The sequence below is a fragment of the Paenibacillus sp. N22P23 genome (genome assembly GCF_059383735.1).
Genome location: NZ_JBXENT010000001.1, coordinates 897,203 through 914,110, shown reverse-complemented (window position 1 = coordinate 914,110; position 16,908 = coordinate 897,203). Strand labels below are relative to the sequence as shown.

General features: G+C 46.6%; 14 protein-coding genes and 1 riboswitch. Of the genes, 5 read left to right on the top strand and 9 right to left on the bottom strand.

From position 1 onward, the window contains the following. The first annotated feature begins 80 nt into the window (after positions 1 to 80). Positions 81 to 1,268 carry an MFS transporter gene (locus tag AC506A_RS04475; RefSeq protein WP_495459764.1) on the top strand — a complete coding sequence of 396 codons (1,188 nt, stop codon included), beginning with the start codon at positions 81 to 83 and terminating at the stop codon, positions 1,266 to 1,268. Positions 1,269 to 1,278: 10 nt separating this feature from the next. Here AC506A_RS04475 and AC506A_RS04470 read toward each other — a convergent pair whose 3' ends face one another. The 4 genes from AC506A_RS04470 to AC506A_RS04455 form a co-directional block, all read right to left on the bottom strand. Beyond that, a complete protein-coding gene (locus tag AC506A_RS04470; protein ID WP_495459763.1) occupies positions 1,279 to 1,707 on the bottom strand; it encodes a GNAT family N-acetyltransferase in 429 nt (142 codons plus the stop codon). Between the two features lie 22 nt (positions 1,708 to 1,729). Continuing rightward, on the bottom strand, positions 1,730 to 3,430 hold the full coding sequence (locus AC506A_RS04465; protein WP_495459762.1) for a response regulator: 1,701 nt from the start codon (positions 3,428 to 3,430) through the stop codon (positions 1,730 to 1,732). A gap of 135 nt (positions 3,431 to 3,565) precedes the next feature. Next, complete coding sequence (locus tag AC506A_RS04460) at positions 3,566 to 3,901, bottom strand: cupin domain-containing protein (protein ID WP_495459761.1); 336 nt, start codon at positions 3,899 to 3,901, stop codon at positions 3,566 to 3,568. 153 nt (positions 3,902 to 4,054) lie between these two features. Further along, positions 4,055 to 4,786, bottom strand: coding sequence for a YheC/YheD family protein (locus tag AC506A_RS04455; protein WP_495459760.1), 732 nt, complete (start codon positions 4,784 to 4,786; stop codon positions 4,055 to 4,057). A 180-nt stretch (positions 4,787 to 4,966) separates the two neighbouring features. Between AC506A_RS04455 and AC506A_RS04450 the strand changes: the two genes are divergently transcribed. Beyond that, the gene (locus AC506A_RS04450) at positions 4,967 to 6,595 is read left to right on the top strand and encodes an S-layer homology domain-containing protein (protein WP_495459759.1); all 1,629 of its coding nucleotides are present in this window, start codon (positions 4,967 to 4,969) and stop codon (positions 6,593 to 6,595) included. Positions 6,596 to 7,036: 441 nt separating this feature from the next. Next, entirely contained in the window at positions 7,037 to 8,893 is a 1,857-nt protein-coding gene (locus tag AC506A_RS04445; protein WP_495459758.1) for a metallophosphoesterase, read from the top strand. Between the two features lie 74 nt (positions 8,894 to 8,967). On the opposite strand, the gene AC506A_RS04440 is transcribed toward AC506A_RS04445, so the two are convergent. The 3 genes from AC506A_RS04440 to AC506A_RS04430 form a co-directional block, all read right to left on the bottom strand. Beyond that, entirely contained in the window at positions 8,968 to 10,359 is a 1,392-nt protein-coding gene (locus AC506A_RS04440; RefSeq protein ID WP_495460968.1) for an amino acid permease, read from the bottom strand. Positions 10,360 to 10,520: 161 nt separating this feature from the next. Then, positions 10,521 to 10,710, bottom strand: a riboswitch (Lysine riboswitch). Positions 10,711 to 10,991: 281 nt separating this feature from the next. After that, positions 10,992 to 12,095 carry an ADP-ribosylglycohydrolase family protein gene (locus AC506A_RS04435; protein WP_495459757.1) on the bottom strand — a complete coding sequence of 368 codons (1,104 nt, stop codon included), beginning with the start codon at positions 12,093 to 12,095 and terminating at the stop codon, positions 10,992 to 10,994. A 56-nt stretch (positions 12,096 to 12,151) separates the two neighbouring features. Continuing rightward, the gene (locus AC506A_RS04430; protein WP_495459756.1) at positions 12,152 to 13,219 is read right to left on the bottom strand and encodes an ADP-ribosylglycohydrolase family protein; all 1,068 of its coding nucleotides are present in this window, start codon (positions 13,217 to 13,219) and stop codon (positions 12,152 to 12,154) included. A gap of 161 nt (positions 13,220 to 13,380) precedes the next feature. On the opposite strand from AC506A_RS04430, the gene AC506A_RS04425 reads away from it, so the two are divergent. Further along, complete coding sequence (locus AC506A_RS04425) at positions 13,381 to 14,322, top strand: nucleoside hydrolase (protein WP_495459755.1); 942 nt, start codon at positions 13,381 to 13,383, stop codon at positions 14,320 to 14,322. Between the two features lie 83 nt (positions 14,323 to 14,405). Here AC506A_RS04425 and AC506A_RS04420 read toward each other — a convergent pair whose 3' ends face one another. Both AC506A_RS04420 and rpiB read right to left on the bottom strand, forming a co-directional pair. Beyond that, on the bottom strand, positions 14,406 to 14,969 hold the full coding sequence (locus tag AC506A_RS04420) for a helix-turn-helix domain-containing protein (RefSeq protein WP_495459754.1): 564 nt from the start codon (positions 14,967 to 14,969) through the stop codon (positions 14,406 to 14,408). A gap of 18 nt (positions 14,970 to 14,987) precedes the next feature. Further along, positions 14,988 to 15,452, bottom strand: coding sequence for a ribose 5-phosphate isomerase B (gene rpiB / locus AC506A_RS04415; RefSeq protein WP_495459753.1), 465 nt, complete (start codon positions 15,450 to 15,452; stop codon positions 14,988 to 14,990). Between the two features lie 380 nt (positions 15,453 to 15,832). On the opposite strand from rpiB, the gene AC506A_RS04410 reads away from it, so the two are divergent. After that, entirely contained in the window at positions 15,833 to 16,858 is a 1,026-nt protein-coding gene (locus tag AC506A_RS04410; protein ID WP_495460967.1) for a LacI family DNA-binding transcriptional regulator, read from the top strand. Positions 16,859 to 16,908 lie beyond the last annotated feature (50 nt).

Here is a 16,908-nt window from a genome sequence, read left to right as displayed (position 1 = left end):
ACTTGCAGGAATCGACCGCCTTACGAGGAACTACTACAAATGCGTTAACACTTTAAGCCGTTAATAAAGGAAGGTACATCATGCCGATCAATCTCGTTTATTTCGTGTTCTTCTACGTATTCTTCTACATGGCAAATGCTGTGTATGGTACATTTATACCGCTTTACTTTCAGCACATCGGATTCACGCAATCACAAATCGGCACCTTGCTCGGACTGGGTCCGCTTGTTGCGATCCTCGCACAGCCGATTTGGGGCCTTTTCAGTGACCGTGCCAAGACGAAGAACAGCATTCTACTCTTCCTTATCGTTGGAACTGGGCTTACCATGCTGCTCTATCCGCTGTCCAACCATTTCGTATTTTTGCTCGTGTTCATCTGTATATTTACGTTCTTTCAATCTCCGATATTTGCGTTAGGCGACGCGATCACGTTAGAGGCGTTAGATAAGCGAGGCAAAGGGAATTTCAGCCTCATTCGACTTGGCGGAACATTCGGCTTTGCCATCATGTCGATTGTATTCGGACTCATCGCGCAGAAACGAATTGACTGGCTGTTTGGCGTCTACGCAATTATCCTTGCATGTTGTTTCTTACTTGCACTGCGGTTTCCGAAGATTGAAGGTCATCAAGCCAGAAATCGCAAAATGCCGGTATGGGTCTTATTCCGTAATCGGAAATTAATGCTGTACTTAAGCGCAAATTTCGTATTCCAAATTACGCTTGGTTATTATTACGCATTCTTTCCGTTATATTTCAAGGAAATGGGCGGCGACACCGCATGGCTCGGCTGGTCGATGGTGATTTCATCCTTAAGTGAAGTACCCTTCCTGCTGCTGTCTAGACGTATCTTTCAGCGCGTTCAAACTTCGCATATATTACTGGGGGCCGGTGCAGCAGCAGCACTCAGATGGTATCTGTTCTCGACGATTCACGACCCTGTATGGCTGTTGCCTGCACAGGCGCTGCATGGTTTGATCTTTATCGTACTGTCCGTGACAATGGCAAATGTAATCAATAAGGAAGTGCCGAAGGAACTGAAAGCAAGCGGTCAAACCTTAAACGGACTATTAACGCTTGGCGTTGCCCGTATTATCGGAAGCTTGGCCGGCGGCATCGCTAGCGAAGCGGTCGGCATGCGTACCATGTTTCTCTATAACTTTATGCTTACCTTCGTATGTATCGTTGTGTTCTCGATTGTGTTCTGGATTCAGCGAAACAAAGAAGCAGCGAATGTGATGGGCAGTCCTACTATTTTCAAGGATCAGTAAGGTGCTCGCTCTAGCACAAAACTCGATTATGGACAACGCCAAACATCCCGGTCAAACCTGTATGGTTCTGAAATCCGTATTTGGTGTAAAATGATTCTTTGCCTTGTGCAGCAAACAATCCGACGAAAGCTTTCTCAGGCGCATTCTCTTCAATAAATTGTTTGATCGTTTCCATAATTACTTTACCGATTCCTCGGTTCTGATAAGCAGGCAGCACGACAATATCTTGAATGTAGAAATAAATAAAGCCGTCTCCGACCACTCTCCCCATTCCAATGGGTTGGCCCTGATCATGTATGACAACGCCGAACAAGGAGCGGCTTAATGATTCTTCCGCAACATCGAAGTTCACATAGTCGTTCCAACCCACTCCCTGGCAAAGATGCTTAAATTCTGCCAGAGTCGGCACTCTTCTTAGTACGGTAAGTTCATTATTCATACGAATTACCTCCGGATTATCTTTATCGCAGCTGTAATAAGGACATAACCTTCTTCTTCAAGTCAGGAAATGTAAATGGCTTGGTGATGTATCCATCCGCGCCTAAGGTGATGGCTGTCTTCATATTATGATGGCTTTCATTGCCGGAAACCATCAAAAATTTCGTTCTCTTCGAAACATTCCCCTCTTGCTCGACGCGTCTGAGCATAGCCAAGCCATCGAGATTCGGCATATTGAAATCCAGGATACATAAATCAATTTCTTCTTTGGTCAACAACTCATAGGCATCTAGTCCATTCGTTGCTTCCAGCACCTGCTCAGAGCAGTCCTTCACTAATTCCACGATCATTCGTCTTAGTACGCGATCATCTTCTACGACCAGGATCTTCTTAGCAACCGTCTTCCGGAGTGAAGATTTGACGATCCGATTCCTTCCTGTACGCTTCGCTTTATAGAGAGCAAAGTCAGCATGACGCGTCCAGACGGAGATGCTGCTCTGCGGTTTCCACTGCACGACGCCTGCCGAGAAGGTAATAAACGTATTCCTCATGTTATCGACGAAAATAGGATTTTCCCGGACATGTGTCAGTATCTCTTCCAATAAAATCACGGCCTCGGTATCTCTCGTACCGGGCATGATGAGCATGAATTCTTCACCGCCCCACCTTGCGACCATATCTGTCTTACGGACCTTACTCACAAGAAGGTTGCTTAAACTCTGCAGAACCATATCACCGATCTGATGGCCGGAATTGTCGTTAATCGCTTTGAAATAATCGATATCCAGGATAACCATTGTAATTGGTGAAGGATAGCGATTGACGCGGGCGAGCTCGAGTTGAATTTGTTTATCCATATACCGTCGGTTAAAGAGTCCTGTAAGGGGATCATGAAAAGCCACGAAGTTATATTCTTGATTTCGCTCAATCAAACGTCGAACTCGCGCGCAAAGCTCATCGTAATGAAACGGTTTGACGACGTAATCATCGGCCCCCATCTGGAAACAACGGACCTTATCGCGAATATCATCACGGCCGGATAATACAATCATGGGTATCCACCGGATCATCATATCTTCTTTAAGAATTTCAAAAATTTCGTAGCCGCTCTTGGGATACATCATTAAGTCGAGCGTGATGAGCTGATATTGATGATTGCGCAGTAACATAATCGCTTCTTCTACGTTGGAAGCTTCATCGACCTGATACCCATCCAAGAAGAGTCTTCGAGCCAGATAAGCACGCAGAATGTTATCGTCCTCAATGATCAAAATGCGTTTACCAACCTGCGAATCGTAGCCGATACTCCAACTTGGCGCTTGGGCATTACTTTGCTTGATATCGCGTACACAACGCTCCATTTCCAGTTCAAGTTCCGGGAGCAGCGATCTCATCACATGCGAGCTTTGTTTGAATTGAAGCTGTAGGGTATCATGCAGTTTAGGCTCCGCCGCTTCCTCTTGCGTCCACTCCCAATCGCCGATCATTTGTGCTGCCATATTGCCGACTCTATCGAAGCCTAATATGGGGGCGCTTCCTTTAATCGAATGAACGATTCGATAAATTTGCCTGGCGTTCTCGAAGCAAATCGTGTCATCTCCAATGCCAGACAAATGCTTTAAGAAAGACAAACGCTCGCTCAGTTCATTCATGTATTGCTTCTGATTCTCTACTAATACTTCATCCGAACTGATGTTAGAAAGCTCTGAGTTGGAATTAAGCACTCGAATGATACTCCTTTCATAAGAAAAGTATTAGATTTGTGTTTGATTGGCTTATATGTGAAAAAAAGATGTATCACGACGATACATCTTGCTTCGCTCACTCAAGCTAGTGCATTTCCAAAGTTATCTGATCGACTAGTTACCAAACGTCATCATTTGTTCTTTTTTCTCAAAACAGAGATTTATTGTACGTCCATTCGAACGCGTTCTGTGCAAGACGTTTTGCGGAACGGTGAACACTTCTCCTTGCTGCAGGATGATGGTTTCGTCCTCTAAATCAATGATCAGTTCTCCATCAATAACCATAAATAGCTCATCGTAATCCTCATGTTTATGCCAATGAATCTCACCATCAATTACTGCTGCTCGTAGGACATGATCGTTTACTTCGCTGACAACGAAGTTCGTATATTCGCTCATATTTTTCGTCGCTTCGAATAGATTGATTTTTTCCAATTGTCCCAGCTTCATTACGGATCACACCTTATCTTATGTTATTGCAGCAATCCTTCCAATACATCTTATGATAAGTACAAAGTATTAAAAATGTTTTGGATTACATGTTTGATTTTTGTTTGTTTTTGGGAATGGTTTGCGCACAAAAAAAGCCGCGTTTCCGCGACTTTATCTCGACTTTGATCGGATTAGCTTCATAATACTTCTATAAATTTGCGGATTGGGATGCTTTTTGAAAATATGAGGATCCGGCGAAGTATTCACTTCGAGCACCCATGGATGGAGCGATTGATCCAGCGCGACATCCAGTCCGATCATACGAACGCCCGGAAACGAACGCCCCATCGTTTGCCCAGCAACAACGCCTAGCCTCGACAATAGTTCGAGCTTAGCCTGCACCTTCTCGGTGTGGGAATAGAGCAGTTTCTCAGCCGTTAGAATTTGGCCTCCATTGTGATAATTCGTTACTATTTTGTGTTTGGCCGCGACTCTGCCGATGATTCCGGAGGTGACCCATTTCTTCGCAGGCGTGTACTGCGCCATCACGCGCAGATCGAATCTCCGACCGTTGTGCTTTAGGAGATGGATTCCCTTCTGCACGAGATAGTTTCCTTTTTTCTTCGCTGCATGAATGCCTCTATATAAGGAGTCAAACTCCTTGTAGGTTTTGATGGTGCTGCCAAGCTGATAGCGATAACCTTGATCCACTTTCTCCACACGCATAACGCCATTACCATGCATGCCAAACACAGGTTTGACATAGACCATTCGATACTTAAGCAATTGTCTTCTAAGCGCTTGCTTCGTCATTCGAGAGGTTTCAGGTACATATTGAGCAAGAAAGGGCTGTTTGCGAATGGCAACTGTTTTGGTCCATTTGCTTCCAACGTATCGCGACATATTCATCCCCTTAGATTGTAAATTGATGTATTACAACCTATTCAATAAGGAAGAGGAAAGCTTGGGTGTTTCTACAGTCAGGCTGTTTCCAATAATTTAGGATAGGTATTCTTGCTCCGATTGATTACGATAGAGGGATGCCGCCCTACTCTATTACAATTGGAAAGTGAGTTTATAGTTATGAAACATATTAAAGCCGTCCTCTTACGAACGATGGCTGCAAGTATAGGTTTACTAGGTTTGATCTGCACCACGATTCTGTTCCCATTCTCATCAGCTGAAGCCGCGCCGCGAGCACCCTATGATGATATTCCGTTCAACTATGCCAGAGAATCGATTCTAGCTATGACGGAGCTCGGGTTTATGACCGGGACCGGTGAGCGACGATTCGAGCCAAAAAAAGCCATTACACGTGCAGAATTTATGACATTAATCGACCGTTTTCTTGAAATCAAGCCGGTGGTGAGTGAGATTCCCACTTTCAAGGATGTGCCTAAATCAGCATGGTATTACCAATGGATACAGCCTGCCGTACAACTAGGAATCGCGCAAGGAAGCTCAAGTCGCTTATTCGAACCGGGGCGTCCGGTCTCGCGGGAAGAAGCGGCCGTGATCATGAACCGTGCTTTAAATCAAACGGGAAGTTCCGTAATTCCCGCTTTATATGATGATCAAGATCGGATAAGCGGATGGGCGCTGTCTGCTGTCAGTCATTTATCCCAATTGGCTTTGATAACCGGTGATCAGGGTAAGTTTCGTCCGAAGGAATCGATAACAAGGCAAGAGGCTGCCGTTCTGATGAACCGGGTATGGACATACGGGGATTGGGCTAAGCAAATTACTGCTGCTCCTCCTTCAAGGATCCAACTGGGATGGCAGTATGGGCAAACGACGCTGCAATTCGAACAGCAAGTCGCACAATCGACAGTAAATACGTTATCGCCACGATGGTTCTTTCTTGGGAAGAATGGTGAATTTGAAGATCAAATGGACGCCAGCCTGTTAACTTGGACGCACACGCATGGCAAGAAGCTGTGGGCAATGGTTGGCAATCATTCCGATCAAGCAGCTACTCATGCGATGCTGACGGACCTGACTCAGCGACAAGCATTCATTAAACAGCTGGCGGATCGCGTACAACAGTTCGGGATTGATGGTTTAAATATTGACTTTGAGAATATGATGCCTCAAGACCGCAGCGCTTTCACTGCTTTCATCAAAGCACTTCGTTTAGAAACGAACGCGATTATCTCTGTCAACGTCTCCCCTGATTTCGGATACGACTGGACGGAAGTATTTGATTATGCAGCACTTGGGGAAATAGCGGATTACGTCCTTCTCATGGGCTATGACGAACATTGGAGCGGAGCTGCGCAAGCAGGCTCTGTCTCTTCCCTGCCATGGCTTAAGGAAGGCATCGAAGCTTTGTTGAAGAAGGTGCCCGCACGTAAAGTTATTCTTGCGCTGCCACTATATACGCGGAAATGGACATCGGACATCATAGGCGGCGAAGTCGTATCTGAGGACATCACACTCACTCGTCAGAACAGTATTGTTACGTCCAGAAACGCAACAACCGTGTGGGATGCACGGCTGGGCCAATATTTTGCCGAATACACAGAATACGCTCAAGGAATAATGCTGAATCGAATATGGCTGGAGGACGGACGTTCCATTGCCGATAAGATCAGCGTAGGAGAATCCTATTCCATAGCCGGGTACGGGTACTGGTATATGGGCGGCGAAAGCCGTGATATTTGGTCTAGTGTGCGCAATTCATTGCGGTATCATTCGTATTCTTTCTCGTAAACTATCACCAATTCGGGCTGACTCTCATCTAATAGAGTAACCCTAGAATAGAAGTAGGTGATAATTATGGTTCGTATTAAAGCTACTCAACAACCTGACTTAATTCTTATTAGTTGGTCGAGAAACCCTTTAGTTAGCGGATCCCCGCGTAGAATCCTAGCTTCTCGTGTCATTGGTTCTGCCTATCCCTGCCGTGCCAACTTGCAGGAAGGTGCGCTGCTTATAAATGCCTTAAACTGCTTATTAGACAATGACATCGGCTTCAAAGTCGTGTTTCGCAAAAGTACGTCGAGCATCAGTGGTTATTTAGTACTGCAACGCTTCAGCTAATAATCGAACAAGCCTGCCGGACATTCGGCAGGCTTGTTTGTTCATTCGACGTGTTTTGCAGCAAGATTATGAAATAATAGAACTACTTAGATGTGCCGGAAGGAGAATGATATGGTCAAGAGCAAAGTTCAGCAGCTAGCCGAGAAAATGATTGCAGATCGTAACGTCAGACCCCGAATGGTCGAATGGTTCAATCCTAAACAATTAATCGTGACAGGAACGAAGACTGTCCTATCGACGATCTTCGGGCTCTATTCCGACTTTCGATTAATTGAGGCATTCAATCAGAAGGATGAGCAATTGAACGACTATTCCAAGCACTTCTTACGCGATGAATCGGGAACTTATAAAGTGGATGAAGATGGCTTCTACTTGACAGATCCAGACCAACCTCGAGATGAAATATGGATCGATTACATCAGTGATTTAGGTGATGGATTTGATTCCACCTATTCGATTGCCTATCATGCCACTCGTCCGGAGCTGTCGCTTGTTGATCCTCAAACGGGTAAATCCATTACGACAAGACGCGGCGATGTGCTTATCTTTGGCGGTGACCAGGTCTATCCTACCGCGAACCGTGATGAATATATGAACAGACTGGTTACACCTTATTATCTCGCTCAAGGATACACGGCTGATCCGCACCCGCAGGTTTTCGCCGTTCCGGGTAACCATGACTGGTACGACGGCCTAATTTCGTTCTCACGGATATTCACTTCACGCAAATGGTTTAATGGCTGGCACGCACCGCAGCAGAAGAGCTATTTTGCCTTGAAGCTTCCGCATGGATGGTGGCTGCTCGGAACCGATGTGCAGTTGAATTCAGACATCGACGGCCAGCAGGTGCGCTATTTCGAGCATATCGCCAAACAAATGCAAACCGGTGATCGAGTTATTCTATGTAATGCAGAGCCCTACTGGGTGTCTGCTCATAAATATGGAAAGTATGATCCGGTTTACAACGAGAACAATCTGACCTTCCTTGAAAATATGCTGAACAAGAATCATGTCGACATACAAATCTTCATGGCCGGCGATCTTCATCATTACCGCAGATTCGAGTATATTCCTACCCACGCCGACGGTTCATCGGAGGATCACAGCCGCAAAGTCGAGAAAATTACTGCCGGCGGAGGCGGCGCTTTCCTTCATCCTACCCATGATCTCAAGGATCAGTCCATCTATGCACACAAGAATGAAGCGAAGGTTGAATTTAAACGGAAGAAAGACTTCCCGGATGTCGCTGCTTCAAGGCGGCTGACCTGGGGCAATCTGCTGTTTGTTTGGAAGAACCAAATGTTCGGCATCGTAACGGCAATTCTCTATTTGTTAGCGTGCAACTCCGTACTCTCCGTCACCACCGCTCCACCTGCATCTGCAACTTACCTGGAACTTGTCTCAGCCTCCTTCACCAAGATTGCTCATACACCAAGCGCGTTTATTTGGATGTTCATCATAATCGGCGGATTCTGGCTGTTCACGGATACGCATTCCCGTACGTACAAATGGATTGCCGGCTGTCTGCATGGCTTAAGCCATGTTGCTGCTGCTTTCTTTATCGGCTGCGGAGCTGTTTATCTGGTCAGTACCCTATTTCATTTCCAGTGGGGGCTCGGTGCATTGGTATTGATCGGCGTATTAATCGCATATGGCGGATGGATTATTGGATCAATCATCATGGGGTTATACTTGCTCCTATCGTTGAATGGTTTCGGTCGCCACAGCGGTGAAGCATTCTCTGCCATGCAAATCGACAACTGGAAGAATTTCATTCGAATCCATATTGATAAAGGCGGGAACTTGACTATCTTCCCCATTGGGATGGAGCAAGTTGTCAAGAAGTGGAAACCAGCGGAAAGCATCGAATACGGTCCACTGTTAGAACCTGATTTACCTCCCAATAAGCGAGCAAAAGCGGAGCCAATCATGATTGAATCGCCGATTGTAATTCCCGCGGTAACGTAACCTGAACAAAGGGCAGCAACGGAACAGATGATCTGTTCACATTGCCGCCCTTTATGGCATTTGAAACGAACGTATTATTCGACTGCAGCTTCCAGCTCGCAATGTTCCAGCTTTAATACCTTTGTTTTGTATTTCCATTTGTAACCGAGCCATAATAGTAAGAAGAATGGAATGCCAATGTACGAAGCAATAAGGAACTTCCAATCGACTTGACCGTCCGAGAATGCGCTGATGCTTTGCCCCAAAATAACAATCATACACATAACGCCTGCCAAGATCGGTCCGAATGGGAACCACAACGAACGGTATGGAAGGTCTGCGATCTTCCGGCCTTGTGCGAGATAAGCCTTACGGAATCGATAATGGCTGATAGCAATCCCAAGCCAGGCGATAAAGCCAGACATCCCCGAAGCGTTGAGCAGCCAGATATACACCTGACCATCGCCGAAGAAGGACGCAAGGAATGCGAGCATACCGATAACGGCTGTAGCAAGCAAGGCATAAACAGGGATTCCATTTTTATTTAATGTGGCGAATAATCTAGGCGCTTTACCTTCTATTGCGAGTACCCAGAGCATTCGCGTAGAGGCATACATCCCCGAGTTGCCTGCGGAAAGTACGGAGCTTAATATGACGGCATTCATTACGGAAGCGGCTACGCTTAAACCAGCTTTCTCGAAGATGATCGTAAACGGACTCGCACTAACGCTGTCACTAGCCAATGACTCCGTCGTATAAGGAATCAACAGACCCACAACGAATATAGCGAAAATATAAAACAGCAAAATCCGCCAGAACACGCTGCGAATCGCCCGAGGGACGTTTACGCGCGGATTCTCTGATTCTCCTGCTGCAATGCCGACAAGCTCGGTGCCTTGGAACGAGAAGCCTGCCGCCATACAAACGCCGAGTACGGCAAGCAAGCCTCCCGAGATTGGCGCATCACCAGTTGTGAAATTACTAAAGCCGGTCGCCTTTCCGCTCCAGATGCCGATAATCATGAGAAGTCCGATCCCGATAAATACGATGACGGTTACGATCTTGATCATCGCGAACCAATACTCGGACTCACCGTAGCTTTTTACAGACAATAAGTTTAAACCAACCATCAGTGCTAGGAACAAGGCACTCCATAGGAATGATGGGCTGTCCGGCAGCCAAAATTTAATGATGATCGTTGCCGCTGACAGCTCAGCCGCAATCGTTATCGCCCAGTTATACCAATAATTCCACCCGAGCGCGAAGCCAAATGAGGGATCGACGAACCTGGTTGCATACGTGCTGAAGGTTCCCGAAACCGGCATGTAGGTTGCCATTTCTCCCAAGCTTGTCACTAAGAAATAAACCATGATGCCAATAATCAGGTAAGCAAGTAATGCTCCGCCGGGACCTGCTGAATGAATCGCTCCCCCGCTGGCTAGAAATAAGCCTGTTCCTATCGAGCCGCCGAGTGAGATCATCGTCATATGACGCGATTTCAAGCCTCTGCGTAATTTGTTGTTGTTTGGATTCTCGTTCACTTTCTGTACGCTCCCTTACATGATTTGCTTATTTTGTGGATATTTAAGCCATTTAAACACAAAAAAGCTGCCTAACAAGGCAGCTCCCATACTCCCTCATCTTTCCTGTTGAAGATAGCTCAACACACATAACGCGGGTGCGAATCGTGTGACAGTTCCGTCCCTTTCGGAAACGGCCCCAGCTCGAACGGTCAGTAAACCGTGCGGCTTCGGCGATGGTACCTTTCCTCCGGAATCCTCAGCCTTTACTGGACTTCCTCCGGCGTACTCATTAACATCGCGACCTCTACCTCATCAAGGCTGATGAGGGTTAATCTTTTTTTATGACAAGCTCCTATAATAAATATCCTTTGCAGAAAAATCAACGGAAAAACATTCCACCGCAATTGCCCATAAATCAAAAAGAAGCTGGATCGATGATCTCAGCTTCTTGAAAATGCGTATTTACATAGGAGATTAAAGCCAAATTGCAGGCAATACTTCACTCAATGATTCAATTATCCGGTAAACATGTCTTCATCTGACCGTATGAACGCAATAATAGCTAGTATGTCCGTTAAACGAGGAACCTATACCTCTTACACAAGCATTTCTTCAACTAATTTATTTATCGTACTCAATCTGCCTTGGAAGGCTTGATAGACGCCATCGGCTTGTTCGCGAATCGTCCGCTGCGAGCACGTATATTTGTTTATGCTTGCGGCATAGTCCACTTGCTGGATGAGGGACTCTGGCAATGTCGCTGCACCGCTGAGTGCACCTGCAAGCCCGCCGGCTAGTGCCGCAACACTTACGCTGTCTCGACCCATATTAGCCCCGGCGATGATCGCATCATGCACATTGGCATTTACCATTCGAACAATACAAATGGCTTTGGTCACGACTTCGTTTGCGAAGCTGCTGCCATACGGCACGCCGCAGCCGCGGTAACTCTTATCAAAGGCTTCGCGTAATTCGCGGAAATCCCGGCAGCCCGCTGTCAGCATTAACCCGGATTCGAGTTCATCAATCACGTTGTCTCTTAAGTAACCGTATTTGTATCCATCAATCTTGGCACCTACATCAGAATAATCGCAGTTCGTGAACAAATCACTTATAACGCCTTCAATCGTCGCACCAGGCTTCGTAGCAGAAGCAATTGCGGCTGCGGTTACACCTGACCACTTCACGCCATAGCTTCTGGAAGCCTGATATAGCTGTCCAAGTTCGAAAGCATCGCGTATCGCATTCTTCACGTCGCCTGCATTGATTAATCCAACGGGCTGACAGTAGCCGGCGAAACTATTGAGACCGGCATAATCGCAATATTTGCCGAGATCGCGTGCAGGAATCCCGCTGCTTGCAACCGCCAGCAAACCGACATCATACGGCTCCATGACCATCTCGGCCGACTTCATTTGCATATCGGAAACCCAGATCGCACGAACATCCTCGGCCGTAACTCGATCCTGTCGCTCCGAAATGGCAGTAATCAGCAGCTTCTGTCTCTCGATTCCGCTTCCAGTCGTACCGGCTTCACGGAACCAACCGTTCTCATAAGGCTTAAGCTGATCAAGGACACCGAACTCAGCTTCACTTTCCTGCCAAGTGAGTCCTTGAGCAGGCGCGCCGAGCGCTGCTCCAACCTGTGCACCTGCAATACATCCGTGAAATTTATCTTTCAAGCTGACTACTTCGCTCATTGTCGCACGCTCCTTTTACGAATATCTTCTGATTCCTTAGCCTTCATCATGTCTGCCTACAGCGCTCCCATTAGCTCGGTATAAGCCTTCAGCTTATGTAACCGGGAACGATACGCTTGGTACAAGCCTTCCGCATGCTCTTTCATCGTGCGCTGGGAGTTGGTCACGACATGCAAGGTTGTTGCATAGTCTGTCTGCTTGATCCATGACTCCGGAATCGTAGTCGTACCGGTTAACGCACCGGAAATACCTGCTGCGACTGCAGTAACACAGTCGGTATCACGGCCCATATTTACAGCTGCAACCATCGCTTCTTTGACATTGCCTTTTGCTCTGTTGAAAATACAAACCGCTTTCGTCACCACTTCATTCGCATAACTAACCTCATAAGGAATGCCTCGAATGTTATACGATTCATAGAGCGTCTTTCTAAACTCACGATAGTCCTCGATGTTCGCGGTCCGTCTCAGCTCACGTTCCAGCTCCCTGACAACCACATCAGGATCGCAGTGATCGAAGATTGCGCCAAGTACGCTGTCAACGGTAGCGCCTGCTTTGGTGCCGGATGCGATTGCAACTGCTGTAACAGTCGCCCATTTCAATCCGCGTCCATTCGTTGTTTGATAGAGTTGGCCGACTTCATTTACATCATTCATGGCAGTAGGGATATCCCCGGCATTGATGAGTCCGATGGGGTGGCAAGAACGAGAAAAGCTGTTTAACCCTGCATAATCGCAATATTTTCCGATGTCCCGAGCTGGGATGCCGCTCTTAGCCATAGCCAGCAGTACGGCCTCGAAAGGCTCGGAAATCATCCCTGCCGATTCCGGCTTGATTTTGGAAATCCACATATTACGGACATCCTCGGCTGTGACGCGGTCCTGCTTCTCCATGATCGCTGAAATCATCAGCTTCTGGCGCTCTACGCCATCTTCTGTCGTCCCTGCTTCGCGAACCCAGCCGTTATGAAAATGCTCATAGGGCAGCAGGTCCTCAAGAATGCCGTACTGGGCATCGATTCGATCGAAATCCCAGCCTTCTACTGGCGCACCCATTGCGGATCCGATATGAACGCCGGCGATGCATCCGTAAAATTTGTCAAATAAAGTGACTTGCTCACTCATGGCTTGTTCTCTCCCCGAATTCATTATGTGTTCTTCATGCAATATACAGAAATCTAACGTTTCATCATTTGATATATGAACATATCGAAATCCGGATCCCTCCCCTATACTGAATTCGAAGCTTAACAGCTGCCGAACATAGAATGAAAGAGGTGCGTTACATGAGTAGTTGGGCTAATTACCAGCTCGATCACGCCGCGATGCTTCAGCGGCTTAACCATCCGAATGGCAAAGTGAAAATGATTCTGGACACCGATGCGTTTAATGAAGTGGACGATCAATTCGCACTTGCTTACACACTGTTATCGCCGGATAAGATCGAGTTGCTGGCGGTTACCGCGGCTCCGTTCTTCAACTGGAATTCAACAAGTCCGGGAGAAGGGATGGAGAAAAGCTATAACGAAATTTTCAACATCTACAAACTGATGGACCTGCCATCCCCTCCTCCTGTTTACAGAGGATCCGCACAATTCATGAGCAGCCGCGAAGAGCCGGTGCCTAGTGAGGCGGTAGATCAAATCATTGCATTGGCACTGGAAGCTGACCAAGATGATCCGCTCTATGTGGTCGCTATTGGCGCCATTACGAATGTAGCTTCGGCTATTGTCCAATGCCCCGAAATCATTCGGAAAATCGTCGTAGTCTGGCTTGGACCTAACTCCTATTGGTGGCCAACGCAAGATATTTTCAATGTGTCGCAAGACTACCATGCTTCCAGCATTATCTATGACAGCGGCGTTCCGCTAGTCGTACTGCCATGTCACAGCGTCGCATCCCATCTGCTGACATCCACCTACGAGATCGATGCTTGCTTACGAGACCGAAACAAGCTGGGCACCTATTTCAGCGATCTGTTCCACGGACGGTTTGAACGGTTTGGTCGCAATCGCCCTGGTTGGTCGAAAGTACTGTGGGATGTATCTGCTATCGCCTGGCTGCTGAATGAAGAATGGGTGCCGTCTGTTGTACGAAGAACGCCAATTCTCAATCCGAATTTCACCTATTCCACGGATGATTCCAGGCATTTCTACAAAGAAGCGATCGACATCGACCGAAGCCTCGTCTATATCGATATGTTTAACAAACTAGCAAATCATACCTAGTTAATTTCAGTTGTAGGCGCGGCTGGTGGTTAGTGCTATGAGCAGGTCGTTCATGCTGCTCGAATCAGCCGTGACCTACCGGTTCAACATGAATGAGCGAGACTGCTTTCCCGGTATTGTCCAGGCGTAATACCAACGCTGCGCTTGAAGGCGCGAATGAAGCTATGTACATTGGTATAGCCGACTTCGCTGCTGATTTCGCATACCGTCTGATGATTCAGCGCTAATAGATGCTTAGAATGCTCGATTCTCTTCTGCGTTAGCAGATTATAGAACGTACTGCCCGTGTACTGTTTCAGCAGCCTATTCAGGTAAGTCGAAGAACAGTGCATAATATCAGTAACTTGCTCCAAGCCGAAATCTTCATTGAAATGCTCATTGATATAATTCAACGCCTCTTCTACTTTGCGCTGATTTCGATCCTTGCTGTGCCAGTAGTTAAAGTCTGTTTGCTGCTTTACTTCTTTGAGTGCGCTCGTTATCGATTGATAGATGAAATTGTAAAGTTCCTCTACCTCCACTCTGTAGGCTTGTTCCTGGGATGAGAGCTTACCTGCTTCTTGCTGAAGTTTGGGATTCGTGAACTGAATGTAGGGTAACTTCAAAGCCGGTGCTGATGTAGGGGATAATTGCAGTGCGCTTTGCATGAACAGACCTCCCGCTCTTTATTCAGGTAGTTTAATCGCTGCTTCACGTTCAAGAATGGCTAATTTCTCGACTCTTCTGCGGAAATGCTCTTCCGTGCTGAAAGTTGCTGACACATAGGAAGAAATCAAATCTTTCACGAGCCATTCTCCTACAATTTGGGCGCCTACACACATCACATTCACGTCATCATGCTCGACACTTTGGTGTGCCGAATGATAGTCATGACATACGGCAGCACGAATACCCGGAATCTTATTCGCTGCGATACTCGCACCAACGCCTGTTCCACACACCATGATTCCGCGCTCAGCTTCACCCTTTAGGACGGATTGACAGACCAGACGAGCAATATCGGGAAAATCGACGGCATCAGCGCTGTAACAACCGTGATCAATCACATCACAGCCGATGGCGCTCAGATGTTCGGCAACCGCGGATTTCAGATGGAACCCTGCATGATCACAGCCTAATGAAATCTTCATTTTGCACGCCTCCTGTGTTCACTCTTTGAGTAAACTAGAATAATGTTAACGTTGCCATAAATATTAAACCTTGATGTGACGGCAATAGTTCTCTGTGAATCTCTGGATTTGGCTCAAACTTTCGTCTGTATCGCCTTCTTTATTGGCAACGTTGCCAATTTGGTAGAAATAAAAAACTCACGCTGCCTTCGGTTGTCGATTATACGAACACGAAGGGAATGTAAGCCTTTTCGAGCCAATATTATCCTAGAATGCAGAGCTCTGTCAATACAAGAAGTCTGATTATTCACATTCAGCTAGCAATTTTGATCGTAACCCATTACAATCCTTATAGAATGGCATCGTTAACATTTCATGGGATTAGCTAGGAGGAACGTAACATTAAGAAGCCAACTATACACGACGTCGCCGAGAAAGCAAAAGTGACGCCCTCCACCGTATCCAGAGTTATGAACGGTTCAAGTCTCGTTAAACCGATCACTAGGCAGCGGGTTCTTGATGCCGTTAAGAATTTAGGTTATATCCCTAGCAAGACCGCCCGAATGTTCAAATCCGGCAAGAGCGGCATACTGGGACTTGTCGTTAGTGCGCAGCATATTAGCGAGTTGATTTTCAACGCTGGCTTCCAGGCCTTATTCAAAGCCTTGACTGAGAAAGCACACAGCGAGGGCTACAATATCCTGATTATTACATCGAGCGATCCCGATTCCGAATCTTTCTTTAACGTCATTAAGAGTCAGGTAGCGGACGGCTTTATTATATTAAGCCCTTCTAATAACGAATCCTTGGCCACTATGCTAGAGGAAGCCGGTATTCCTTATGTCTTCAACATGAAATATTCGAATAATCCCGAGGATATTTACTATACATCTTCCGATGATCTTGAGGCCGGCTATATGGCGGCCAAATATTTACTGGATTTGAATCATACCGACATTCGTTTTATTGTGGGCAGCATCAAAGGCAATGTGATCTCCTTCAACAATGAGAGAATTAATGGCGTTAAGAAAGCATATAACGAGTATGGAATACCGTTCATAGATGACTATATTGTTCGTATCCCAGGCCAGATGGAAGAGAGTTACAACGGGATCCATCAGCTCCTCCAAACCCAGAAGCCAACAGCGCTGATGATTTCAAACGAGGTAACGACGGTGGCGGCTTTAAATTATTTCTACGACTATGGGTATCGCGTGCCGCAGGATATCTCCGTGATCGGTTTCGGTCCTTCCGACCTGTATCGAAGTCTTCGACCGAACTTAACCAGCGTCAGCTTTGATATTTCACATTCTAGCGGTAAAATTGTCGATATGCTGCTGCAGCGAATCGAAGGCATACCGATTATGCTTGAGCCTCCTAAGAAACCTGAGCTTATTATAAGAGATAGTACTGCTCGCAATGTTTAATATGGTTAATGATAAAATGGCAGCGCAGAAGTTGAATTCTGCGCTGCCAT

Coding starts and splice junctions, on each gene's coding strand:
- AC506A_RS04475 (WP_495459764.1), top strand. CDS start 81: ATGCCGATCAATCTCGTTTATTTCGTGTTCTTCTACGTATTCTTCTAC.
- AC506A_RS04470 (WP_495459763.1), bottom strand. CDS start 1,707: ATGAATAATGAACTTACCGTACTAAGAAGAGTGCCGACTCTGGCAGAA.
- AC506A_RS04460 (WP_495459761.1), bottom strand. CDS start 3,901: ATGAAGCTGGGACAATTGGAAAAAATCAATCTATTCGAAGCGACGAAA.
- AC506A_RS04455 (WP_495459760.1), bottom strand. CDS start 4,786: ATGTCGCGATACGTTGGAAGCAAATGGACCAAAACAGTTGCCATTCGC.
- AC506A_RS04450 (WP_495459759.1), top strand. CDS start 4,967: ATGAAACATATTAAAGCCGTCCTCTTACGAACGATGGCTGCAAGTATA.
- AC506A_RS04445 (WP_495459758.1), top strand. CDS start 7,037: ATGGTCAAGAGCAAAGTTCAGCAGCTAGCCGAGAAAATGATTGCAGAT.
- AC506A_RS04440 (WP_495460968.1), bottom strand. CDS start 10,359: ATGACGATGATCTCACTCGGCGGCTCGATAGGAACAGGCTTATTTCTA.
- AC506A_RS04435 (WP_495459757.1), bottom strand. CDS start 12,095: ATGAGCGAAGTAGTCAGCTTGAAAGATAAATTTCACGGATGTATTGCA.
- AC506A_RS04430 (WP_495459756.1), bottom strand. CDS start 13,219: ATGAGTGAGCAAGTCACTTTATTTGACAAATTTTACGGATGCATCGCC.
- AC506A_RS04425 (WP_495459755.1), top strand. CDS start 13,381: ATGAGTAGTTGGGCTAATTACCAGCTCGATCACGCCGCGATGCTTCAG.
- AC506A_RS04420 (WP_495459754.1), bottom strand. CDS start 14,969: ATGCAAAGCGCACTGCAATTATCCCCTACATCAGCACCGGCTTTGAAG.
- rpiB (WP_495459753.1), bottom strand. CDS start 15,452: ATGAAGATTTCATTAGGCTGTGATCATGCAGGGTTCCATCTGAAATCC.